This window comes from Streptomyces sp. 8N616 (assembly GCF_052246385.1).
Taxonomy (GTDB): domain Bacteria; phylum Actinomycetota; class Actinomycetes; order Streptomycetales; family Streptomycetaceae; genus Streptomyces.
Map to the genome: position 1 here is coordinate 1 of NZ_JBQQBY010000009.1, position 21,854 is coordinate 21,854.

General features: G+C 71.3%; 19 protein-coding genes and 2 tRNA genes. 15 read left to right on the forward strand and 6 right to left on the reverse strand.

The window, feature by feature from the left end:
* Positions 1–210 precede the first annotated feature (210 nt).
* From ACTWQC_RS10275 to ACTWQC_RS10295, 5 genes are all read left to right on the forward strand, one after another.
* Positions 211–1,917 carry a hypothetical protein gene (locus ACTWQC_RS10275; RefSeq protein ID WP_443315446.1) on the forward strand — a complete coding sequence of 569 codons (1,707 nt, stop codon included), beginning with the start codon at positions 211–213 and terminating at the stop codon, positions 1,915–1,917.
* A 235-nt stretch (positions 1,918–2,152) separates the two neighbouring features.
* A complete protein-coding gene (locus tag ACTWQC_RS10280) occupies positions 2,153–3,523 on the forward strand; it encodes an AAA family ATPase (RefSeq protein ID WP_443315291.1) in 1,371 nt (456 codons plus the stop codon).
* A gap of 172 nt (positions 3,524–3,695) precedes the next feature.
* On the forward strand, positions 3,696–4,064 hold the full coding sequence (locus ACTWQC_RS10285) for a hypothetical protein (protein WP_443315292.1): 369 nt from the start codon (positions 3,696–3,698) through the stop codon (positions 4,062–4,064).
* Between the two features lie 157 nt (positions 4,065–4,221).
* Positions 4,222–4,932 carry a bifunctional DNA primase/polymerase gene (locus ACTWQC_RS10290; protein ID WP_443315293.1) on the forward strand — a complete coding sequence of 237 codons (711 nt, stop codon included), beginning with the start codon at positions 4,222–4,224 and terminating at the stop codon, positions 4,930–4,932.
* A gap of 93 nt (positions 4,933–5,025) precedes the next feature.
* Positions 5,026–5,099, forward strand: a tRNA-Lys gene (locus tag ACTWQC_RS10295).
* A 102-nt stretch (positions 5,100–5,201) separates the two neighbouring features.
* Here the strand turns inward: ACTWQC_RS10295 and ACTWQC_RS10300 are convergent.
* Positions 5,202–6,443 (reverse strand): M6 family metalloprotease domain-containing protein, encoded by a 1,242-nt coding sequence (locus tag ACTWQC_RS10300; protein WP_443315294.1) that lies wholly within the window; start codon positions 6,441–6,443, stop codon positions 5,202–5,204.
* Between the two features lie 676 nt (positions 6,444–7,119).
* On the opposite strand from ACTWQC_RS10300, the gene ACTWQC_RS10305 reads away from it, so the two are divergent.
* Complete coding sequence (locus tag ACTWQC_RS10305; protein WP_443315447.1) at positions 7,120–8,778, forward strand: putative bifunctional diguanylate cyclase/phosphodiesterase; 1,659 nt, start codon at positions 7,120–7,122, stop codon at positions 8,776–8,778.
* Positions 8,779–8,945: 167 nt separating this feature from the next.
* Here ACTWQC_RS10305 and ACTWQC_RS10310 read toward each other — a convergent pair whose 3' ends face one another.
* From ACTWQC_RS10310 to ACTWQC_RS10320, 3 genes are all read right to left on the reverse strand, one after another.
* A complete protein-coding gene (locus tag ACTWQC_RS10310) occupies positions 8,946–10,049 on the reverse strand; it encodes an LLM class flavin-dependent oxidoreductase (RefSeq protein ID WP_443315295.1) in 1,104 nt (367 codons plus the stop codon).
* A 363-nt stretch (positions 10,050–10,412) separates the two neighbouring features.
* Positions 10,413–11,168, reverse strand: coding sequence for a maleate cis-trans isomerase family protein (locus ACTWQC_RS10315; RefSeq protein ID WP_443315296.1), 756 nt, complete (start codon positions 11,166–11,168; stop codon positions 10,413–10,415).
* A gap of 246 nt (positions 11,169–11,414) precedes the next feature.
* Entirely contained in the window at positions 11,415–12,395 is a 981-nt protein-coding gene (locus ACTWQC_RS10320; RefSeq protein ID WP_443315297.1) for a maleate cis-trans isomerase family protein, read from the reverse strand.
* Between the two features lie 224 nt (positions 12,396–12,619).
* Here ACTWQC_RS10320 and ACTWQC_RS10325 point away from each other — a divergent pair, with 224 nt between their 5' ends.
* Both ACTWQC_RS10325 and ACTWQC_RS10330 read left to right on the forward strand, forming a co-directional pair.
* The gene (locus tag ACTWQC_RS10325) at positions 12,620–13,585 is read left to right on the forward strand and encodes a D-2-hydroxyacid dehydrogenase (protein ID WP_443315298.1); all 966 of its coding nucleotides are present in this window, start codon (positions 12,620–12,622) and stop codon (positions 13,583–13,585) included.
* A 160-nt stretch (positions 13,586–13,745) separates the two neighbouring features.
* Positions 13,746–15,152 carry an amidase gene (locus ACTWQC_RS10330; protein ID WP_443315299.1) on the forward strand — a complete coding sequence of 469 codons (1,407 nt, stop codon included), beginning with the start codon at positions 13,746–13,748 and terminating at the stop codon, positions 15,150–15,152.
* 30 nt (positions 15,153–15,182) lie between these two features.
* On the opposite strand, the gene ACTWQC_RS10335 is transcribed toward ACTWQC_RS10330, so the two are convergent.
* On the reverse strand, positions 15,183–15,686 hold the full coding sequence (locus ACTWQC_RS10335) for a DUF3830 family protein (RefSeq protein ID WP_443315300.1): 504 nt from the start codon (positions 15,684–15,686) through the stop codon (positions 15,183–15,185).
* A gap of 166 nt (positions 15,687–15,852) precedes the next feature.
* Between ACTWQC_RS10335 and ehuB the strand changes: the two genes are divergently transcribed.
* The 5 genes from ehuB (at position 15,853) to ACTWQC_RS10360 (ending at position 19,941) form a co-directional block, all read left to right on the forward strand.
* The gene (ehuB, locus tag ACTWQC_RS10340; RefSeq protein WP_443315448.1) at positions 15,853–16,764 is read left to right on the forward strand and encodes an ectoine/hydroxyectoine ABC transporter substrate-binding protein EhuB; all 912 of its coding nucleotides are present in this window, start codon (positions 15,853–15,855) and stop codon (positions 16,762–16,764) included.
* A complete protein-coding gene (gene ehuC, locus ACTWQC_RS10345; RefSeq protein ID WP_443315301.1) occupies positions 16,761–17,501 on the forward strand; it encodes an ectoine/hydroxyectoine ABC transporter permease subunit EhuC in 741 nt (246 codons plus the stop codon). Before ehuB ends, ehuC begins: the two co-directional genes overlap by 4 nt.
* Positions 17,498–18,148, forward strand: a complete 651-nt coding sequence (ehuD, locus tag ACTWQC_RS10350; RefSeq protein WP_443315302.1) for an ectoine/hydroxyectoine ABC transporter permease subunit EhuD — start codon at positions 17,498–17,500, stop codon at positions 18,146–18,148. Before ehuC ends, ehuD begins: the two co-directional genes overlap by 4 nt.
* Positions 18,138–18,950 carry an ectoine/hydroxyectoine ABC transporter ATP-binding protein EhuA gene (gene ehuA / locus ACTWQC_RS10355; RefSeq protein WP_443315303.1) on the forward strand — a complete coding sequence of 271 codons (813 nt, stop codon included), beginning with the start codon at positions 18,138–18,140 and terminating at the stop codon, positions 18,948–18,950. Before ehuD ends, ehuA begins: the two co-directional genes overlap by 11 nt.
* Before the next feature lie 232 nt (positions 18,951–19,182).
* Positions 19,183–19,941 (forward strand): IclR family transcriptional regulator, encoded by a 759-nt coding sequence (locus tag ACTWQC_RS10360; protein WP_443315304.1) that lies wholly within the window; start codon positions 19,183–19,185, stop codon positions 19,939–19,941.
* Positions 19,942–20,101: 160 nt separating this feature from the next.
* Here the strand turns inward: ACTWQC_RS10360 and ACTWQC_RS10365 are convergent, their stop codons facing one another.
* Positions 20,102–20,689, reverse strand: coding sequence for a lytic polysaccharide monooxygenase auxiliary activity family 9 protein (locus ACTWQC_RS10365; RefSeq protein ID WP_443315305.1), 588 nt, complete (start codon positions 20,687–20,689; stop codon positions 20,102–20,104).
* A gap of 299 nt (positions 20,690–20,988) precedes the next feature.
* Here ACTWQC_RS10365 and ACTWQC_RS10370 point away from each other — a divergent pair.
* Both ACTWQC_RS10370 and ACTWQC_RS10375 read left to right on the forward strand, forming a co-directional pair.
* Positions 20,989–21,062 (forward strand) — tRNA-Lys (locus ACTWQC_RS10370).
* Positions 21,063–21,172: 110 nt separating this feature from the next.
* The gene (locus ACTWQC_RS10375; RefSeq protein ID WP_443315306.1) at positions 21,173–21,853 is read left to right on the forward strand and encodes a FadR/GntR family transcriptional regulator; all 681 of its coding nucleotides are present in this window, start codon (positions 21,173–21,175) and stop codon (positions 21,851–21,853) included.
* Position 21,854 lies beyond the last annotated feature (1 nt).

The following is a 21,854-nucleotide window of genomic DNA, read 5'->3' on the forward strand; positions in this document are numbered from 1 at the left end:
GTCGAAGGCGCCGCGGCGGTGCGAGGCACTCGGCGCCCACCGCACCGCAGGCACCCCGCCCAAGGAGCGGTGGCGGCGCGAGACCCCCTGCGCTCGGTGGGGCGCGAGGCGCGTGCCTTCGTGGTGCCGGGCAGGGGGCGGCGCAAGGCGGGGCGGCGGGCACGCCCCGGCCCCGCGCGCCACGTGCCGTCCTCCCCGAGCGGAGGTCGCATGTCGCTGATCACGACACTGGCCCGGCTCGAGGCCGTGCAGGGCGGGCGGGCGCAGCCGAAGGCGACCGTGCGGCACCGGCATGTGTCCGCCCGGCCCCTCGCGTTCGTGCCGCTGACGACCGCCGGTGAGGCGGGTGCCCCGCTCGGCGCGCTCGTCGGTACCGAGCGGGACGCCCCGCGGCTGCTCGTCGTGCCCCAATCGCGCGACCGCGACCTGCGGTTCGCCTTCCTCGCCGAGCTGGCGGAGGCCGTGCTGCCGTACCTCGAGTCGTACGCGGACGGCGTCGAGACCGCGGAGCGCAAGGAGACCGACCCGGAGACCGGCAAGAAGGTGCCGGTCGAGGTCGAGCTGTGCTCGGACGCGCCGCAGCTGCTGGTCCCGAGCTCCGCAGGCGTGGAGTTCGTACGGCTGCTGGGCCGGTCGATGCGGTTCCGCCGCACCGCCGAGCAGGACCCGGACACCCCGTATCCGGCCCCCGCGCGCGTGCCGCTGCTCGGCCGCTGGCTGACGCACTACGGCGAGCGGTCCCGCGTCCCCGGGGCCTCTCTGCTGCTGTCCATGACCGAGCTGCTGTCCCGCCACTGGGCGACCGGGCAGAGCGATCTGGAGGACCAGCACCTGGGCGCGCTCCTCGCCTGGATCGACCCGCCGGACGGGGAGTCGGGCGCGGACGCGGCCCTGCGCGCCGAGCTGGAGCGCGGCCCTGACGGGCTGCTGCTGTGCCCGCCCGCCGGTCCCGCGACCGACCCGGTCTTCGACAACAAGCGGCTGGCACCGGCCATGGCCCGCTACGACGCGGCGCGCGCGGCGGACGAGCAGAGAGCCGACCAACCCCATACAGACCGACCGCACGCGGACCAACCGAACAGCTGCCAACCGATCACCGACCAACCGAACACCGACCAACCCGGCGCCGGCCGACCCGACGCGACCCAACCAAACGCAAACCAACCCAACGCCGCCGCCCGCGCGGAGGCGGAGATCCGCCAGCTCGTCGCCTCCCAGCTGCGCCCCACCTGGGACGCCCTGTGGCGCGGCGTGGACCTGCTGCGCGCGCTCCCGGAAGGCGCCCGCGTGCCCGACCGCTGGAAGCGGGACCGCTGGTCGTACACCGGCCACCGCGACCGCGTACGCGCCGGTGAACCACCGCAGCCGAAGCGGGACGACGCGGTCACCGCAGCGCAGAAGCTGGCGGCCCGGGAGACGGCGCAGGCGCTGCTCGACGCGCAGGAGGCGCTGGACGACCCGCTGGTCATGGCGGGGCGGCGGCTGGCAGGCGAGGCGTTCGCGGGCGCGGTGACCGAGGTGGTCATGGCGTACAGCGAGGCGAAGGTGCCTCGCCCCCGCCCCCTCATCACCGTCCGCACGGACGACCGGCCGCATCTGGCCGAGTCCGCGAAGGTGTACCGCGCGCTGGCGGACGGCAAGACGCAGACGGGGGAGTTCGTGTCGTACGAGCCGGGCGCGCTTGTGGTGCGTCTGACCGGCGGGATGGGGCGGGGCAAGGTCCCGGTGCCGGGCTCGGTGCCGGAGGAGGGCGACCGTGTGTGCTGGACGCTGTTCGAGCACGCCCCCCGCGGCGGCCCCGAGTTGCCGGACCCGGAGGGGACCCCTTGGACGCACGGCGGCCCACCAGCCGCCTCCTCCGGCGCGGGAGCCGCCGCCGACCGCCCTGACCCCGTGACCTCGGAGGACTACCTGTGACCGGTACTCGGCCGCCCCTGGGGCCGCGGCCTGCGATCCGGATCGGGCCGGGCCCCGCCGCCCCGTACCCGTCCCCGTCCCCGCGCGCCGTCCGCGGCCCGCGCGCCGTTCGCGGCCCTTCCGCCGTCCGCCGCCCGTCCGCCGCCCGCGGCCCCTCCCCCGAGCAGAGCCCCTCTGCCGCGCCCCGGCACGTCCAAGCGCGCGTCCGCGCGGCCGCTCCCGCGGAGGGTGCGCGGTGACGGGCGACAGCAGCCCGGCGGCGCCCGGATTCGATCCCGGAGCCGCCGCGGCGCGCGCGACGGACGCGATCCTGCACGACGCGCTGCACGGCACGCACCGCGGCGTCGTCGTGGACTCGCCGCCCGGTGCGGGCAAGTCGACCCTCGTCGTGCGGGCGGCGCGCGAGCTGGCCGCCGCCGGGCGCCCGCTGATGATCGTGGCGCAGACGAACGCGCAGGTGGACGATCTCGCCGACCGGCTCGCGACGGCCGATCCCGACCTCCCCGTGGGCAGGCTGCACAGCAGCGAGCCGCACCCGTACGACCCGGTCCTCGACCAGCACACCTCCGTCGTCAAGTCCGCGAAGGCCGCCGACCTGGCGGGGCTCGAGATCGTCATCTCGACCGCCGCCAAGTGGGCGCACACCAAGGCCGTCGAGCCGTGGCGGCACGCGATCGTCGACGAGGCGTACCAGATGCGGTCGGACGCGCTGCTGGCCGTGGCGGGCCTGTTCGAGCGGGCGCTGTTCGTCGGCGACCCGGGCCAGCTGGACCCGTTCAGCGTGGTGGGCGCCGAGCAGTGGGCGGGCCTGTCGTACGACCCGTCGGCGAGCGCCGTGAGCACGCTGCTGGCCCACAACCCGGATCTGCCGCAGCACCGCCTGCCCGTGTCGTGGCGGCTGCCCGCCTCCGCCGCGCCGCTCGTCTCGGACGCCTTCTATCCCTACACGCCGTTCCGCAGCGGTACGGACCACGGCGACCGGCGGCTGTCGTTCGGCGTGCCGTCGGACGGCTCGGCGGCCGACCGGGTGCTGGACGAGGCGGCCGAATCGGGCTGGGGCCTTCTGGAGCTGCCCGCGCGGCGCACGCCGCGCACGGACCCGGAGGCGGTACGGGCCGTGGCGCTGGTGGTGCGGCGGCTGCTGGACCGGGGCGGCGCGGCGACCAGCGAGCGCGCCGAGCAGCCCGTACCGCTGACCGCCGACCGGATCGCGGTCGGTACGGCGCACCGCGACCAGGCGGCGGCCGTGCGGGCCGCGCTCGCGGAGCTGGGGGTCTCGGGAGTGGCGGTGGACACGGCGAACCGGCTGCAGGGCCGGGAGTTCGATGTGACAGTGGTGCTGCACCCGCTGTCGGGGCGACCGGATGCGACGGCCTTCCATCTCGAGACGGGTCGGCTGTGCGTACTGGCGTCCCGCCACCGGCACGCGTGCGTCGTGGTGTGCCGGGCGGGGGTGGCCGAGCTGCTGGACGAGCATCCGTCGACGGAACCGGTGCAGCTGGGGGTGACGGTGAAATTTCCGGACGGCTGGGAGGCGAACCACGCGGTGTTCTCGCACCTCGCGGAACACCGGGTGCCATGGCCCGGCGGGCAGTCCCCGGGGTGAGGGCCGCGGTGCTGAGGACCGCGGTGCCGGGGCCGAAGGAAACCAACCGGATGGCCTTCTTCCGCCCCGCACTTGCCAAGCGCGGGACAATAGAGGCGGCGGAGCCTGAGCTCATGGGCACAGGCCATGTGAAGCGATCGATCGATCGAGGAAGAGCGTCGGAGGTAGATCAATGTCGGAGCCGCGGCCGGCTCATCATCGGGCGGACGACGCGCAGCGACGGCTGCGGCCCGCGGCGCTGCTGTTCGAGCCCCCGGAGGCCCTGGAGGACGAGGAGCACTTCTTCGACCTGGAGTCGATGGAGGATCCGGGCGAACTGCTGGCCAGGTCCACGGAGCTGGCGGTGGCGTTCCAGGAGGCCGCCGACCGCGCGACGGAGTTCCAGGCCATCGCCGCCGCCCAGCTCGCCGACCCCAAGCGGTTCGACCGGCTCTCCTCCGCCGTGATCGCGGAGCGCGCGGACTGGAGCGAGGACTACGCCCGGAAGATGATCGAGTTCGGCCGCGATCTGCTGGAGGGCGGCGGCCTGGCCGCCGAGTAGCGGCGACGGCGGCCCGCGACGCGACCGCCCACCCCCGCGCTGAGTGCGTGACCCCACACGCCGAGTGCCCGGGCACAGTACGCCTCCACGTCCCGCTGTGTCCGGATTTCCGGCAAAACCGGGAGCGGAACCGTTCCTCCGCGTAGGTGTGTATGCCATGAGCGATTGGCAGCGGGACACCCGGCACCTCGATAGCCGGCACCGCCTCGATACCCGGCACCGCCCCGATACCCACCACCGCCTCGACGTCCTCGGCGCCGTAGGCGCCGAGAGCGCCAGATGCGGCCGGAGTGCCGTACGCGCACAGAGGACCGTAGGCACCGCCGAGCCGCAGGGCACCGCGGACGGGGTCACGCCCGCCGGAGCCGACTGGCTCGCCTCGGCGGGCCCGTTCCCCCGCAGCACTCTCGCCCTCTGGTCCGCCCGCCCCACCGCCCCCGTCGTACTGCCCTGTGGCACCGCATTCGACGTGATCAACGCCCCCGCCGTCTTCGGCCGCCGGATGCTGGACCGCCTGTGGTCCGAGGGCCCCGGGTCGGGACCGGTGGCGGCGCACCGCGGCCGGATGCTGCTCTTCGCCGCGCCCGGCACCGCCCACCGGCTCCCCGCGCAGCTCGACTGGGTGGGGCCCGCGACGAAGTCAGGGGGAGGGTGGAGCGACGTGGTGCCACCGCTGCTGTGCCATGGCGCAGGGGACGCGGTGACCGTGCCGCCCGTGAGCCCGCCCCCTTCGGGCGGCGAGACGGCGGGGAACGGCTCGCGCTGGCTGGTCGCCCCCGACGTGCGGCACCCGTGGCTGCCGGGCACCGAAGCCATGCTCTGGGCCTGCGTCCAGGCCGTGCGCGGCGACGCCCCAGTGGCCGGCTGAGGCCCCGCTCAGGCCCCTGAGCGGCCTCGGCGGACCCCGGAAATTATCGATTTTCTTTCCGCCGGACCAGGATGCTAATGTCTTCCACGTCGGGCGCCGCTAGCTCAGTTGGTTAGAGCAGCTGACTCTTAATCAGCGGGTCCGGGGTTCGAGTCCCTGGCGGCGCACTTACGGTTCCACCGTTGACCTGGGCTTTCTCGCTCTGCGAGAGAGCCCTTCGTCATGTCTGCGGCCTTCACGTACGCGGCTCGTACGCGATCACGCGCCCCTCACGGCAGGGTGGCCCGTACCGTCCAGCGCCCGCCCTCGTCTGTGCCCAGCACCTCCACCGCCACCCCGCTGTCCCGGTCGGTCAGCCGCTCCCCCACCCCCAGCGGCGCGTCCGCCAGCGGCGGGAAGACCGAGGCGGCCGGGCAGGCAGCGGACCTCGGGTGCCCGTCGAGGATCTCGACCGGTCCGCCGCCCGAGGCCACCCCGCTGCGCACCCGGTAGACCAGGACACCCTCCGTGCAGGTCTCGCTGTCGTTGCCGTGCGCCTCGCGGACCTCGGCCGCGATCGCCGTCGCCGCGCCCGTGCGGATAACCAGCAGCCGGGTGCCGCCGTCCGAGCCCCGGCGGGGCGGGGCGGCGAGCGCATCCAGGCTGTGCACGCTCGTGCCGCTCTTCTCCACGCAGCCGACCTGGCCGCGGTTCAGCCAGCCCAGCTTCCACTTGTGCCAGCCGAGGGGCTCTGGCGCGAGCCCGAACTGGCTGCCCATGAGGTCCCAGTCGCCCACGTACGTGTCCCAGTCGCTCTTGCCGTCCCTGGGCCGGTGGTAGAGGTCGGGCAGGTCGAAGACGTGCCCGGTCTCGTGGGCGAGGACGTTGCGGTCGGGCGGGTGCTCCTCGAAGACGGTGACGACCCGGCGCAGCTGGGTGCCGTCGGCCCGGAGCGGCTGCTCGAAGTTGACGACCTTCGTCGCGTCGGAGTCGACACCCGGCGCGTCCGGGTCCGCGACCAGATACACGACGTCGTACCGGGCGAAGTTCACCCGGCGGTCGGCCGCCCCGATGGCGTCGCGCAGATAGTCGGAGCGCCGCTTCGGGTCCCAGTCGCGCTGTATCCCGTACGAGGTCGAGGTCTCCGGCATCCGGACCCAGGCGCGCACCGGGTCGGTGTCCAGCCTGAACCGCCCGTACGAGGCGCGCGCGAAGAAGCGGGAGGTGTCGGGGAAGTAGTCGGCGGCCAGGTCATCGGGGGCCACCTGCGGCTTCGAGTCGGGGAAGGACAGGAAGACCATGACCGCGTGGAGCCTGTGCAGGGGGCGCGGATAGGCGCTGTTCCAGGTGTCGACGCCCTCGGAGTGGTGATCGTCGGTGCGCGCCAGTGCGCAGGGGCCCGCGGCGCTGACCGCGGTGGCCGGGCCCGCGACGAGAGACGTGGCGATCACCGCGGTGAGGGAGGTGAAGGCGGCGGCGAAGGTACGCAGCCGCGACCGGTCCACTCGCCCGGGTGTCTGCGGACGCGGCACGTCGACCTCCCGGCTGGAATCGGGACACCTCATCCACTTTGTGGGTTTTTGTCCACTGGTGCCCTGTTCCGGTGGCCCGGTCGAGTGAGCCGCACGAGCATGTTCATACATAACAGAAAGTCACTGGCGGTCAGCGCTGCATCAGGGTCGCGCAGGAGGAGCGCAGAAACGATCGACCGGTCGTCACGGGTGCCCGGCGTCACGGACGGGGCTACTGGAAGGGCCGTCTCGAAGGCCCCTATGATCGCCACATTTCCAGCGCGGATTCCTCCATGGGCGGTCGTTCGCCGACGACCGGACCACCTCACGAATCTGTACGTGACGAGTGCACTTGCGGGAGCGACCGGTGAGCGAACCCCCCGACGGGCCGGTCCCCGGACCCGGCATCACGCCGCCGATGATCACGGAGCGTAGCCAGATGCGCCGCCGTCGGCTCGCGGACCCGGCCGCCGGAGCCCGTGACTCGCCGACCCATGAGGCCCGGGCTCGTGAGACCGGAACACGTGAGGCCGGGGCACGTGAGGCCGGGGCACGTGAGGCCGGGGCACGTGACTCGCCGGCCCATGAGGCCCGGGCCGTTGAGACCCGGTCCCGTGAGGCCGAGGCCCGTGGAGCCCGGGCTCGCGAAGCCCGGGCCCGTGACATCCAGGCAGCGTTCAACGCCGCACGGCTCGCCATGGCCGTGGTCGGCCGCGATGGCCGGGTGGTCAGCGCCAACCACGCACTCGCGGCACTGCTCGGTACCGATCCGTCCCGGCTCGCCGACGAGGCCGCCGCCGACCTCGTCGACCTCTGCCACGACTCCCGTACCTGGACCGCGTACGGCGAGGTGCTGCGCGGGCGCGCCGAACCCCTCCGCTGCACCCGCCGACTCAAGGGCCCGGACGGCCAGTCTCTGTGGACGGAGGTCACGGTCGCGCCCCTCCCGGACAGCGGCAGTGCGCTGCTGTCGGTCGCGGACATCAGCGACCGGCGCGACCTTCAGGCCAGGCTGCGCCATCTGCAGATGCACGATCCGGTGACGCGGCTGCCCAACCGGGCGCTCTTCTTCGAGCGGCTCGCAGCGGCGCTGGGCCCCGACGCGTACGACCGCGGGGGCGCCACCGGCCGGATCGGGCTCTGCTATCTCGACCTCGACGGCTTCAAGGCGGTCAACGACACGCTCGGGCACCGCGTCGGCGACGAACTGCTGAGCGCCGTAGCCCAGCGCCTGGTCCAGTGCGCGGACCAGACGGGGTACGGAAGGCCGGGCGGCCATCTGGTGGCGCGGCTCGGCGGTGACGAGTTCGCCGTGCTGGTGGAGGACTCCACCGGTACGGAGCAGGTGGCGGCGCTGGCCCGTGCCGTACTGGCCTCGCTGCAGCGACCGTTCGACCTCGCCGGGCAGCGGCTGTCCGTCTCGGCGAGCATCGGTGTGGTGGAACGTGCGGTCGCCGGGACGACGGCGACCGGGCTGATGCAGGCCGCCGACACCACGCTGTACTGGGCGAAGGCCGACGGGAAGGCCCGCTGGACGCTCTTCGACCCCGAGCGCAACGCCCACCGGATGACCCGCCAGGCGCTGTCGAGCACGCTGCGGCCCGCGGTGGAGCGCGGGGAGTTCACGCTGGAGTACCAGCCCCTGGTCGGGCTGGGCGACGGGGCCGTGCGGGGCGTCGAGGCGCTCGTACGGTGGCGGCATCCGCAGTTCGGCACGCTGGCACCGAACCGGTTCATCGGCTTGGCGGAGGAGGACGGCTCGATCGTCGAACTCGGCCGCTGGGTGCTGGCGAACGCCTGCCGTCAGGCGCGGTGCTGGCAGCTCGAGCACCCGGAGGCACCGCCGGTCTTCGTCAGCGTCAACGTCGCGGTACGGCAGGTGTGGGACTCGGACCTGGTGGCGGACGTCGCCGGAATCCTGGAGGAGACCGGGCTGCCGCCCGAGCTGCTGCAGCTGGAGCTGACCGAGTCGGCGGTGATGGGGTCCGCTGGCCGCCCGCTGCAGGCCCTCCAGGCCCTCAGCGATATGGGCGTATCGATCGCGATCGACGACTTCGGGACGGGTTACTCCAACCTCGCCTATCTCAGCCGGCTCCCGGTGTCGGTGCTCAAGCTCGACGGCTCGTTCGTCCGCGGCTTCCAGGACGAGGAGCACCCCAACCCGGCGGACGAGACGATCGTCGAGGCCATGGTGCAGCTCGCACACCGTCTGGACCTCACGGTCACCGCGGAGTGCGTGGAGAGCGCCGGCCAGGCGGAACGGCTGCGGCACATCGGCTGTGACACCGGCCAGGGCTGGTTCTACTCCCGGCCGGTGCCGGCGGACCGGATCTCCGCACTGCTCGGCGGAGGCTGAGCGGGACTCGCCGCGTCAATGGGCTTTCGTTCGCGGGATGAAGAGGCCGAAGAGCTCGAGGGGCAAGGGGACCAATGGGCCCGGAGCAACGGGCCCCGACCGACGGGTCCCGACCGACGGGCCCGCCCGGCAGGTCCCGATCAACGGGCCTGTTCAACTGGCCCGGATCAACGGGCCCCGGAGCCCGGGAACCCGCACGCCTCGGCTATCAGCTCGTACGAGCGCCGGCGCGCTGCGGGGGTGTGCGCGTTGGCCGTGATCATCAGCTCGTCGGCGCCGGTGCGCCTGGCGAGGGCGTCGAGACCGTCACGGACCTCCTCCGCTGTGCCGTGCACGACATTCGACAGCCAGCTGTCGACGAACTCCCGCTCCACCGGGCTGAACTCATACGCCTCCGCCTCCTCGGGGGAGGGGATCAGGCCGGGCCGCCCGGTGCGCAGCCGCACCATCGACAGAGCGCCCGTCAGCACCTGGCGGCGGGCCTCCTTCTCGTCCTCCGACGCCAGCGCGGAGACGCCGATCAGCGCGTACGGCTCCTGGAGCACGGCCGAAGCCCGGAAAGACTCTCGGTAGAGGTCGAGCGCGGGGATCGTGTTGGCGGCGGAGAAGTGGTGGGCGAAGGCGAACGGCAGGCCGAGCATCCCGGCGAGCCTGGCGCTGAAGCCGCTGGAGCCGAGCAGCCAGACGGGCGGCCGGGCGGGTGACTGCACCCCACCGGGGGCGGTGGCCTGGATGGGCCCGGGCACCGCATGGATACGGCGGTACGGGTGGCCGTCCGGGAAGTCGTCGTCCAGGAACCGGATCAACTCGGCCAGCTGCTGCGGAAACTCGTCGGCACCCTCCTCCAGCCTGTCGGTGCGGCGGAGGGCGGCCGCGGTGGCGCCGTCCGTGCCGGGGGCACGGCCGAGGCCGAGGTCGATCCGGCCGGGGGCCATGGCTTCGAGCGTGCCGAACTGCTCGGCGATCACGAGCGGGGCGTGATTGGGGAGCATGACTCCGCCGGAGCCGAGCCGTATGCGGTCGGTGTGCGCGGCGAGGTGGGCGAGGATGACGGCCGGGGAGGAGCTGGCGACACCGGGCATGGAGTGGTGCTCGGCGACCCAGAAGCGGTGGAAGCCGAGCCGCTCGGCGCTCCGGGCCAGCTCGACGCTGGTGCGGAGCGCGTCGGTGGCGGTCAGGCCGGTGCCGACGGTGGCGAGGTCGAGTACGGACAGCGGAACCGGTGCGGTTCCGGCGGCGGTGCCGCGGATGGTGTCGTGCGTGGTGGCCATGCGGCCCGCCTCCCTGGTCGATCTGCTTGCCGCAGAGGCCCAACCGGAGACGTGCTCCGGTTTATTCCCGCCGCCGGAGCGCCGCCCATCTCCTCCCCCGGCGCCTGCGGCGCGCCTTCCCTACCCACCCGCCCTTCGAACGAAGGGACTCCTACGGGCGCCGCCCGCCACCGACGGCTTGACCCCGGCCCCTTCTCCCCCGCGATACAGGAGAGCCAGCGGGACTCGCCCGGCCCGATCGTTGGCCGTCGCCTGCCCGCGGGCCGGTCGGAGGGCCCGCCCGACCGCGTGCCCGTCGGAGGCCTCCCGCCTGTCCCGGGCGGGCCTCCGCCCCGCCCGGACGGCTGCCGCGGAGACCGGCGGTCAGGCTGTCGTGAAGAGGGTGCCCAGGTTGGGGCGGGCCAGAGGGCGGTCCAGGATGCGGAGGCCCTCCCAGACCGTGACCTGGTTGGCGGTCAGCACCGGTTTGCCCAGCTCCGTCTCGAGGTCGGTGAGATACGCGGCCGTGTGCAGCGCCGTGTCCGGGAGCAGCACCGCCTGGGCGTCGGGGTGGTCGCCCGCCCGGGCCAGCCGCAGCACCTCCTCGCGCCCCCAGGTGCCCACCTCCGCCGCGGTGATGATCCCGCTGCCGCACATGGCGACGACCTCCGCGCCGGCCGCCTTGAGGAAGGCGGTGAAGTGCTCGGCCACGTCCTCGGGGTAGGTCGCGGCGATGGCGACGCGGTCGGCGCCCAAGGCCCGTACGGCATGGGCGAAGGCGAAGGAGGTGCTGGAGGCGGGGATCGCCGCCGTCTGCGAGAGCTCCCGCACCTGCTCCTGCGCGCCCTCCCAGCCGAAGACGAAGCTGGCGCTGGTGCAGGCCCAGACCACGGCCTGCGCCCCGCGCACCTTCAGCTCCGCGACACCCGCGGCGAGCCGGGTGGCCGATCCCATCTCCAGCAGGGCGTCCACGCGGTGGGCGTCCTCGCCGATGTCGGTGTGGACCAGGGGCAGCCGGATGTCCGACGACAGCATCGATTCGAGCCGCGGATAGTCGTCCTCCGCTGAATGTCCGGGGTACAGGAATCCCACCGCCGGTCCGGTCGCCGCGTGCGCCATCTCCACCTCCGCGTCTTTCATCGTTCGCCCCCCTCGTCCCTAGTCAGCCGAGCCAGTCGCTCGTCCCGCAATCGCTCATCGCGCGTCGCTTGCTCAGTCCCGCGCCGCTCAACTGCTTTCAATACACCGGCGAAGGCCGCCAGGTTCCATCCCGCGCCCTCCCCCATCCGAGTGAAAGCCCCGCGCCGCCACGTCCTGAGTCACGCCACTATCACGTCGGCACCATCACGTCGGCACCATCACGTCGGCACCATCACGTCGGCGTCATCACGTCGGCGTCATCCCACCCGGCTCGTCCGGGAACGGCGGAGGGTCCAGACCGTCCACCGCCTCCGCGTCCGGCGCCACGCCGGGCGACCCGGCGAAGGCCGCCTCCGGTTCGGGCTGCGGCCGCTGCGGTGGCTCCACCGGAGGCAGAGCCGCAGCCGCCGACGGAGCCGACTCCACCGGCGGTGAAGGGGACGAGGGAGACGAGGGGGACGAGGAGGAGGACATCGCCGCGGGCCCACGCCGGGCCACCGGGTCCAGCAGCGCCTGGTACGGCCCGACCGCCTGCTCGCCGATCCGCCGCAGCGCCGACCACATCGTCACCTGATTGGCCGACAGCACCGGCATCCGCAGCTCCGCCTCGAGCTGCGGAATCACGTCGTACGTCGGCAGGTTGGTGCAGCTGATGAAGAGCGCGTCGGCCGCGCCCACCACCGCCTGCCGCGCCATGTCCACTACGTCCCGGTATGGAACCTTCCAGATGTGCCGGGTCAGCCCGAGGTACGCGCGCCCGGTGACCGAGACGCCGCCCTCGGCGAGGTACTCCTCGAGGGTGGTCGTCACGGACCTGGTGTACGGCGTGACCAGGGCGATCCGCTTCGCGCCGATCTCGTGCAGCGCATCGAGCAGCGCGCCCGACGTGGTCACCGCCGGCATCTCGCCGGCCTGCTCCATCGCCGCGCACATCCCGCGCTCCCCGGCCACACCGCCGACGAAGCTGCCCGAGGTGCAGGCGTACGCGACGACCTCGGGCGCGACCGCGCACAGCGCCTGTACGGCCTCCCGAAGAGTCTCGTGCTCACTGACCAGCCGTGCGAGGTCGAGGCTGACCTCGACCGGCACAAAAGGGGTGCGAGTCAGATGGAGCGACACATCGTCCGGAACCCAGCGCCACAGTTCGCGATCGAGAGCGAAGTCAAACGGTGCTACGACGCCCACACCACGCTGCGGGTGTGGGCCACCCAGAAAGGAGACGTCCATTTCAAGCCCCAATGCGAACGGAGGGCTGGGCCGAATGGCCGCAGGAAACGGCAGGTCGAGAAAGCCGGTGCACGCCGGGACGTCGGGACAGATGCGGGGCAGAAGCCCGTGTTGACGAAGGTAGTTTCTGCTCCCTAGCGTGGTCAATCCTCACATCTCAGGCCGTTCACCGCCTTCTCCAGTCCGAGAGAAGCGGATCAACGTTTCGAAACGGTTTCCCGCCAATGTCCGAGAACACCCTCCTTGTCTTCGGCGCCGACCCTCCGCCGCGGCTCGACCGGATCGCCGGCCGCGCCCGCATCGTCCTCAGCGACGAGCAGTCCCTCGCCGAGCTGCTGCCGACCGCCGACGCCTTGCTGGTCTGGGACTTCACCTCCGACGCGGTACGCGATGCCTGGCCGGGCGGCGGGCCAAGACCGCGCTGGGTGCACACCGCCAGCGCGGGCGTGGACCGGCTCCTGTGCCCGGAGCTGATCGACTCCGACACCGTGGTCACCAATGCGCGCGGGGTCTTCGAGCAGCCGATCGCCGAGTACGTGGCCGGGCTCGTGGTAGCCATGGCCAAGGATTTCCATGGCACTTGGGAGCTGCAGCGGCAGCGGCGCTGGAAACACCGGGAGACGATGCGGCTGGCCGGGACCCTGGCCGTGGTCGTCGGCTCCGGGCCGATCGGCCGCGCCATCGCCCGTACCCTCGCGGGACTGGGCGTCAGGGTGGAGCTGGTCGGCCGTACGGCGCGCGAGGACGATCCGGAGTTCGGCCGGGTGCACGGCAGCGGCGCGCTGTCCGGTCTGCTGCCGTCAGCCGACTGGGTGGTTTGCGCGGCTCCCCTCACAGAAGCCACGAGGGGCATGTTCGACGCCTCCACCTTCGCCCGGATGAAGTCGTCGGCCCGCTTCATCAACGTGGGCCGCGGACCGCTTGTGGTGGAGAACGACCTGGTCGACGCGTTGCTGACGCGGACGATCGGCGGCGCGGCCCTCGACGTCTTCGAGAGCGAGCCGCTGACCGCCGACAGCCGGATCTGGGACGTGCCGGGGCTGCTCGTCTCGCCCCACATGAGTGGCGACACGCTCGGCTGGCGGGACGCGCTCGCCGAGCAGTTCATGGACAACTTCGACCGCTGGGCGGCGGGCGAGCCGCTGCTGAACGTCGTGGACAAGAAGCTGGGGTATGTACCGGTGACCTGACCCCACCCCCCTGAGCCGAACCGATCCCCGAACCGAACCGATCCCGGAGCCGACTCGATCCCCCGAGCCGAACCGATCCCTGGGCCGATCCGGCCCCTGGGCCGATCCGGTCCCTGAGCCGTCCCGATCCCTGAGCTGACCCGACCCGGCTGGAGGGCCGATGACCGACCTCGCCGATCTGACCGCGACCGAGCTGCTGTCCGGCTACTCCACCGGCGCCTTCTCCCCCGTGGAGGCGACCAGGGCCGCACTGGAGCGGATCGAGCGCAAGGACCCGGCCGTCAACGCCTTCGTGCGCGTCGACGCCGAGGACGCGCTCGCACACGCCGCCGAGTCGCAGGAGCGCTGGCTCAAGCGCGAGCCGGCCGGTCTGCTCGACGGCGTACCGGTGTCGGTGAAGGACATCCTGCTGCAGCGCGGCGGGCCGACGCTCCGCGGCTCGCTGACCGTACGGGCCGAGGGGCAGCCCTGGGACGAGGACGCGCCCTCGGTGGGCCGGCTGCGCGAGCACGGCGCGGTCTTCCTGGGCAAGACGACAACACCGGAGTTCGCGTGGAAGGGCGTGACGGACAGCCCGCGGCACGGGGTGACGGGCAACCCGTACGACCCGCGGCGCACGGCGGGCGGTTCGAGCGGCGGGAGCGCCGCGGCGGTCGCGCTCGGCGCGGGACCGCTGAGCCTGGGCACGGATGGCGGGGGCTCGGTCCGTATCCCCGCGTCCTTTTGCGGGATCTTCGCGCTCAAACCCACCTATGGGAGGGTTCCGCACTACCCGGCGAGCCCCTTCGGCACGCTCGCGCACGTGGGGCCGATGACCCGCGACGCGCTGGACGCGGCGCTGCTGATGGATGTGATCACGGGCCAGGACTGGCGGGACTGGTCCCAGCTGGAGCAGGTGCGGGGGAGTTTCCGCGACGGCATCGACAGTGGCGTCGCCGGGCTGCACATCGCGTACTCGCCGAGCCTCGGCGGCCAGGTGCCGGTGAACCCGCACGTGGCCGAGGCGGTGCGGCACGCGGTGGAGCGGCTGGCCGCGCTCGGCGCGCACGTCGAGGAGACCGACCCGGACTTCGCAGAACCGGTGGAGGCCTTCCACACCCTGTGGTTCAGCGGCGCCGCGCGCGTGGTGCAGCACCTGGGCGCGGAGCAGCGGGAGCTGCTCGATCCCGGACTGCGGGAGATCGTCGAGCAGGGGGCGGGGTACAGCGCGCTGGACTACCTCGCCGCGGTGGATGTGCGGATGGCCCTGGGGCAGAAGATGGGCCGGTTCCACAGCCGGTACGACCTGCTGGTGACCCCGACGCTGCCGATCACCGCCTTCGAGGCCGGCGTCGAGGTACCGAAGGGTTCCGGCCATCACCGGTGGACGGGCTGGACGCCCTTCACGTACCCCTTCAACCTGACCCAGCAGCCGGCGGCGAGCGTGCCGTGCGGGGCGGACCCGGACGGGCTGCCGATCGGCGTGCAGCTGGTGGGCGCGCGCCACGCGGACGCGCTGGTCCTGCGCGCGGCGCACGCCCTCTACGCGGACGGGGCGGCGAGCATCACCCCGCCGGGCGGAAACTGACGAGCAGCCCCGCCCGGCGGAAGCCGACGTTCACCCGGTCCGGCGGAAGTTGAGGGTCTCCCCCACCGCTCCGGCCCGCCACAGGTCCTGGCATGCCTCGGCCATCCGGTCGAGACCGTCGACGACCGTGCCCCAGACGATGCCCGGGACCCAGCCCGCGTCCCCGTTGATCAGCAGATTGTTGCGCTCGTAGAAGAGCGCGAGATCGACGACCTGGGCCTTGCCGCGGTGCGTGGCGTGTGCCTCGTAGCCGTAGGACTTCGTCCCCAACTGCGTCTCGGTGAAGGTGAAATAGCACAGATCACCAGGGATGGGAGTGATGGTGGGGTTCTCCAGTGGCGGCTCCGCAGGGGCGAAAGGCGGCAGCAGCGCATAGATCTCATTCCGGGCGTACTTCGCGTGGTAGACGTCGCCGCCGAGCGGCAGCGCGTTCCACACCGCCTCACAGGTGATCGGGGCGCGGTCGTCCAGCAGTTTCGCCGTACAGGTGACACCGCGCTTGTCGAGCGAGACTTCGATGAAGCGGTCGGCCATCGTGGGTCCTCTCGTCGGATACGGGATCAATTGTGGCTCAAAGGTCAATAGCGAAGTGCTCACATCAGCAACGCTCGCATCAGACGGCGCTCGCACCAGCGGCGCCCGCATCAAGGGGCTGGAAACGGCCTGCATAAATCGCGCGGGTCCGGGTAGCCGCGCGGCCATGGCTCCACCACAGGGGAACGACATGATCGGAAGAAGTGTCGGCCGCCGTTCCGTGCTCGCGGGAATGGCTGCTCTGGGCGCGGCGGCCGCGGCCGGCTGCAGCCGGGTGTCCACCGCGGACGTGAAGGGCGGCGGGAATCTGCTGGAACGCCTGCGCGCTCAGGGCACGGTGCGATTGGGGATCGCTGGAGAGATCCCGTTCGGCTACATCAGCAAGGAGGCCGAGGTCACCGGGGAGGCTCCGGAGCTGGCGAAGATCATCTTCAAACGGCTGGGGGTGCCGAACGTGCAGCCGGTGCCGACGGAGTTCGGCTCGCTCATTCCCGGTCTCAACTCGCAGCAGTTCGATGTGATCTCCGCGGGCATGTTCGTCAATCCGGACCGTTGCGAGCAGGTCCTCTTCGCGGACCCGGACTACGAGGTGCTGGACGCCTTCATCGTCCGCAAGGGAAACCCGAAGAACCTGCAGAACTACGCCGACGTCAAGAAGACCGGCGCCAAGCTGGCCAGCGGCACGGCGTACGCCGAGATCGACTACGCCGTCGACGCCGGCATTCCGCGGGGCGACATCCAGATCTACCCGGACCAGCTGGCAGGCCTGCTCGCCGTCGCCCAGGGCCGCGCCGACGCGTTCGCGGGCACCAGCCTCACCGTCCGCAATGTCATCAACCAGACGAAGAATCCGCGGGTGGAATCCACCAAGCCATTCCTGCCGACCCTCGATGGCAAGCCCGCACACGGCGCGGGCGCCTTCGCCTTCCGTCCCGGCGAGACAAAACTGCGGGACGCATTCAATGCGGAACTCCACAAGATGAAGGAAAGTGGCGAAGTTCTGCGCGTGGTCAAGCCCTTCGGCTTCACGGAGACGGAAATGACCGATCTCACCGCAGAGGAGCTGTGCAAGAAATGACGGCCGACCTCTGGGTACTCATCTTCAAAGGCATCTGGGTCACGGTCCAGCTCACCATCTACAGCGCCGCGCTCGGCGCCGTCGTGGCCTTCGCCGTCGGCACCGCGAACACCTCGCGTTTCCGGATCCTCCGGTTCCTCGCCGCCTTCTACGTGGCGGTGTTCCGCGGCACCTCGGCCCTCGTGCTGATGTTCTGGCTGTTCTTCGTGGTACCGCTCGCCTTCGGCTGGCAGTTGGTCCCGATGTGGGCCGCCACGCTCGCCCTCGGCCTGTCCTACGGGGCGTACGGTGCGGAGATCGTACGCGGTGGCATCGCCGCGGTGGCTCCGGCCCAGCGCGAAGCCGGTATCGCACTGAGCTTCACACCCTGGCAGCGGATGCGCCGGATCATCCTGCCGCAGGCCATCCCGGAGATGCTGCCGCCCTTCAACAACCTGCTGATCGAGCTGCTCAAGGGCACCGCGCTGGTCTCGCTGCTGGGCGTCGGCGACATCTCGTTCGCCGCGCAGCTGGCCCGTCTCGCCACCGGTGAGAGCGCCAACATCTACTTCAGCATCCTCGTCATGTACTTCGTGCTCGCCTTCCTCCTCACCCGCGTCATGCGGCTGCTGGAGCGGCGCGCCAAGGCCGGGATCGGGCAGGCCCCGCCGAAGGGCGGCGGCATCGTCCGCAAGCTCAGGATCCGTGAGGAGACCGAGCAGGCGGCCGGCATCAGCGTGGCAGGAGGCGCACAGTGAACTGGAGCTGGTCCGTAGTCGGCGACTTCATGCCGGTGTTCTGGGACGGCGTGAGGGTCACCCTCGAGGCGACCGTGCTGGGCTCGCTGCTGGCCTTCGTGCTCGGCCTCGTCTGGGCGCTGCTGCTGCGCACGCCGACCCGCTTCGTGCGCTGGCCGGTGGGGATCTTCGTGGAGTTCATCCGCAACACCCCGCTGCTCGTGCAGCTGTTCTTCTTCTTCTTCGTGCTGCCGGAGTGGGGCATCCAGACCTCCGCGCTCGCGACCGGTGTGATCGGCCTCGGGCTGCACTACTCGACGTACACCGCCGAGGTCTACCGGGCCGGCATCGAGGGCGTGCCGGCCGGCCAGTGGGAGGCGGCCACGGCGCTGAGCCTGCCGCGCGGCCGCACCTGGAGCGCGGTCATCCTGCCGCAGGCGATCCGCCGCGTCGTCCCGGCGCTCGGAAACTACGTGATCGCGATGCTGAAGGACACCCCGATGCTGCTGGGCATCGGCGTGCTGGAGATGCTGCAGCAGGCCCGCCTGTTCGGGGCCGAGACCTTCCAGTACATCGAGCCGTACACGGTCGTCGGCGTCGCCTTCATCCTCATCGCCTACCCGGCTTCCCTTCTCATGCGATACCTGGAGCGTCGTCTTGTCCACTGACAGCACCCAGACCCCGTCCGTCCCGGGAAGCGAGGACGGCGCCGAACTCATCCGCTTCGACCAGGTGACCAAGCGCTTCGGCGACGCCACCGTCCTGGACCACCTGGACTTCTCCGTGGCTCCGGGCAAGCACGTGACGCTGATCGGACCGTCCGGCTCCGGCAAGACGACGATCCTCCGGCTGCTGATGACCCTGCTGAAGCCCGACGAGGGCACCATCAAGGTGGCCGGCAAGTACCTCACCCACGAGGAGAAGGGTGACAAGCTCGTCCCGGCGGGCGACAAGCACACCCGGGAGATCCGCAAGAAGATCGGCATGGTCTTCCAGCAGTTCAACCTGTTCCCCAACATGAAGGTGCTGCGGAACATCACCGAGGCGCCCGTACACGTCCTGGGACTGTCCAAGGACGAGGCGGAGCAGCGGGCGCGCGAACTGCTCGAACTGGTCGGCCTGACCGAGCACATGGACAAGTACCCGAGCCAGCTCTCCGGCGGACAGCAGCAGCGGGTGGCGATCGCCCGGGCGCTCGCCATGCGGCCGCAGGTGCTGCTGCTGGACGAGGTGACCTCGGCGCTGGACCCGGAGCTCGTGGCGGGCGTGCTGGACGTGCTCCGCGACATCGCGCACACCACGGACATCACCATGCTGTGTGTGACCCACGAGATGAACTTCGCCCGGGACATCTCCGATGACGTCCTGATGTTCGACGCGGGCCGCGTCATCGAATCAGGTCCGCCGGAGAAGATCTTCAGCGAACCGGAGCACGAGCGCACGCGCGAATTCCTCGGCGCCGTACTGTGAATATCCCAGTTCGGACGCCCACGGAATGACAATGGCATATGCCATGGTGGCGCGCCCCTGCATATAGGCATGAGGCGCGCCACCAAACTCCTCAACAGCTGCTCCATTCGGGGCTCTTGGCGGCTATCGTGGTATCGAGCCCAGCTACCGGGACCGGTGCGAAGCGCCTGACGAACCGTGGCCTGTAGCGAAGGCGATGACGCAAGCGGTCACAACCTGGTAGGGGGATACCGTGGCGCTCATGCCCGAGCCGACCGCGCCTTTCCACTCGGTTCAGTACGCACTGCGCGTACTCGAATGCGTTGCCAGGCATTCCGGCGGCGTCACCGACGTTCAGATCGCGCGCGAGGCCGGTCTGCCCACCGGCCACCTTTCCCACCTGCTGCGCATGCTGCGCCGCGAGGGATATGTGGAGCAGGTCACCGACGGCGCGTACGTCGTCGGTGAGTCGCTGGTGCTCCTCGGCTCCGCCGGCAACCGCCAGCAGGCGCTCTCCGACAAGCTGCAGCGCACCCTCTCCGAGATTCGCGACTCGGTCGGCGCGGCCGTCTACATCAGCCGCTACATCGACGGCGAGATCAGGATCATGCAGTACGCGGACGGGCCGCGCGCCCCGAAGGTGAACGAGTGGGTCGACTTCCGGTCCGCGGGACACGCGAGCGCGGTCGGCAAGTGCCTGCTCACCCAGCTCGACCACAACGGCCGCCGCGACCACCTCTCCCGCCACAAGACCGCCCGCCTCACCTCGCGGACGATCACCAACGAGAAGCTGCTGTTCTCCAGGCTGGACAACCAGCCGCCCACGGTTCCGGTGCTGGACCTCCAGGAGTACGCGGTGGGGACGGTCTGCGCCGCGGTGCCGATCACCGCGGGCAAGACGGTGGGCTGCCTCGCGCTGTCGATGCCGGTCGAGCACGCGCACCGGCTGCGGCAGGCCGCCGACGCCCTCAACCGCAGTGCCGCCCCGGTCGTGCTGTCCCTGACGATCTAGATGGTCGGGAGCACCCGTCCGGAGCAGGAAACTGAACGCCCGGTGCCATGTCCGGACAGGGTGGCCACCGCGTATCGGACCGCCCCGCTGGGGTGGGGGTGGCGCGGGGCGGTCCGACGAGCGGCCGGGCGGCCGGGGGAAGTACGCCGGAATCAGACGCCTAGAACGTGACGTCCGAGCAGGCGTAGAAGGCGTTGCCCGTGTCGGCGATCGTCCAGACGGCCAGGATGATGTGCCTGCCCGTCTTTCCGGAGGGGATCGTGCCCGAGTGGGACAGGGTGGACGGCGGGCGCTGGCCGTTGTAGGGCACCGTCAGGAACGGAGTGGTGTCCAGGGCGGCGCGCGTCAGCGGCTGGCCGGAGTTCCAGCCGTTCTTGGTGATGTAGTAGCGGAAGTCCGTGGTGGCGTGCGCCGCCGTGAACTGCCAGCGGAAGGTGTAGCTGCCGCTGGAGACCCGGGTCGCCGGCCACTGGCCGCCGCGCGGGTCGTCGAGCTGTGCGAAGCGGCTGTTGCCGCCCGCGCAGATCTTTCCGTCCGCGGGTCCGGAGGCGGGGAAGCCCTTCGGACCCTCGACACTCTGCGGCTCCCACTGGATTTCGCCGCAGTTGGTCACCGTGCCGCTGGCGCACAGCTTCTGGCGGCTGATGGGGGAGTCGGTATAGCCGTGGCTGCTGGCGCTTCCCGTGGCCAGGACCGAGACGCCGAGGACGCCGAGCCCTATCACGGCAGCGCTGATCTTCTTGCGCATGCTTCGCTCCAAGAGAACGTGGGGGAAAGTTCCGCGAGCCGAGCCAAGCCGAATCGGGATGGAGCTGGAGGGTGGAGCTGGGGTGTGTGGAGCTGGGTGTGGAGCCGGAATCAGGCGAGCCTGAGTCGAGCTTCGAGCTGAGTTGATCTGAACACTTCAGGTCTAGACCAAGGCGCAGATTAGCCCCGCCTGACGGACATGTCCAGACCAATCGGAGGGGGAAATTCGGAAGGGCGGGCGCTGAATATCCCGTGTTCTGAGCATCCCGGCTGATCGGGTAGGATCTCCGATGTCAGCACGCGCCGCTAGCTCAGTTGGTTAGAGCAGCTGACTCTTAATCAGCGGGTCCGGGGTTCGAGTCCCTGGCGGCGCACGTGACACTCTGGGCCTCCTCGCCACCCGCGAGGGGGCCCGGAGTCGTTCCGGGATCATGCGGCGGTCGCGCGGCTGGTCAAAACGGAGGTTGCGGTGCACAGTCGCGGAATGGCGAGCGACATCCAGGAGCGGATCAAGAAGCTGATCATCGACCGGCGGCTGCCGTCCGGCGCTCCCCTGCCCACCGAGACCGAGCTCATGGAGCTCCTCGGGGTGAGCAGGAACTCCGTCCGCGAGGCCCTCAAGGCGCTCCAGGCCATGGGCATCGTGGAGATCAGGCACGGCTTCGGCACGTACGTGGGGCCGATGTCCATGGCCCCGATGATCGAGGGCCTCACCTTCCGCACCGTCGCGGGGCACTACCGGGGCGAGGACAGCCTCCTCCAGCTCCTCGAGCTGCGCGAGGCCATAGAGACCGGGCTGATAGCGCGGCTGGCCGGCCGCGTGCCCGCCATGGACCTCGCCGAGCTGGACGCGCTCATGGCCCGCATGGACGAGGAGGCCACCGCGGGCGCGGTCCGCGCGGACACCGACCGCGCCTTCCACGCCACCCTCTACCGCGGACTCGGCAATCTGCTGCTGAGCGAGGTGCTGGAGGCGTTCTGGGACGCCTTCCACCGCGTCCGCACCGACCTCGTGGACACCCACCCCGACCCCAAGATCACCTGCCGCCAGCACCGGGAGATCCTCGAGGCGGTCCGCTCAGGCGACGCGGTCCGCGCGGAGGACGCCGTACGCGATCACTTCGAGGACATCCGCAAGCGCCTGCGCCGGTCCAACCGCGCCTGAT

Coding starts and splice junctions, on each gene's coding strand:
- ACTWQC_RS10285 (WP_443315292.1), top strand. CDS start 3,696: ATGTCGGAGCCGCGGCCGGCTCATCATCGGGCGGACGACGCGCAGCGA.
- ACTWQC_RS10315 (WP_443315296.1), bottom strand. CDS start 11,168: ATGAAAGACGCGGAGGTGGAGATGGCGCACGCGGCGACCGGACCGGCG.
- ehuC (WP_443315301.1), top strand. CDS start 16,761: ATGACGGCCGACCTCTGGGTACTCATCTTCAAAGGCATCTGGGTCACG.
- ACTWQC_RS10375 (WP_443315306.1), top strand. CDS start 21,173: ATGGCGAGCGACATCCAGGAGCGGATCAAGAAGCTGATCATCGACCGG.
- ACTWQC_RS10275 (WP_443315446.1), top strand. CDS start 211: ATGTCGCTGATCACGACACTGGCCCGGCTCGAGGCCGTGCAGGGCGGG.
- ACTWQC_RS10330 (WP_443315299.1), top strand. CDS start 13,746: ATGACCGACCTCGCCGATCTGACCGCGACCGAGCTGCTGTCCGGCTAC.
- ACTWQC_RS10365 (WP_443315305.1), bottom strand. CDS start 20,689: ATGCGCAAGAAGATCAGCGCTGCCGTGATAGGGCTCGGCGTCCTCGGC.
- ACTWQC_RS10320 (WP_443315297.1), bottom strand. CDS start 12,395: ATGGACGTCTCCTTTCTGGGTGGCCCACACCCGCAGCGTGGTGTGGGC.
- ACTWQC_RS10325 (WP_443315298.1), top strand. CDS start 12,620: ATGTCCGAGAACACCCTCCTTGTCTTCGGCGCCGACCCTCCGCCGCGG.
- ACTWQC_RS10290 (WP_443315293.1), top strand. CDS start 4,222: ATGAGCGATTGGCAGCGGGACACCCGGCACCTCGATAGCCGGCACCGC.
- ACTWQC_RS10310 (WP_443315295.1), bottom strand. CDS start 10,049: ATGGCCACCACGCACGACACCATCCGCGGCACCGCCGCCGGAACCGCA.
- ehuB (WP_443315448.1), top strand. CDS start 15,853: ATGGCTCCACCACAGGGGAACGACATGATCGGAAGAAGTGTCGGCCGC.
- ACTWQC_RS10335 (WP_443315300.1), bottom strand. CDS start 15,686: ATGGCCGACCGCTTCATCGAAGTCTCGCTCGACAAGCGCGGTGTCACC.
- ACTWQC_RS10305 (WP_443315447.1), top strand. CDS start 7,120: ATGGCCGTGGTCGGCCGCGATGGCCGGGTGGTCAGCGCCAACCACGCA.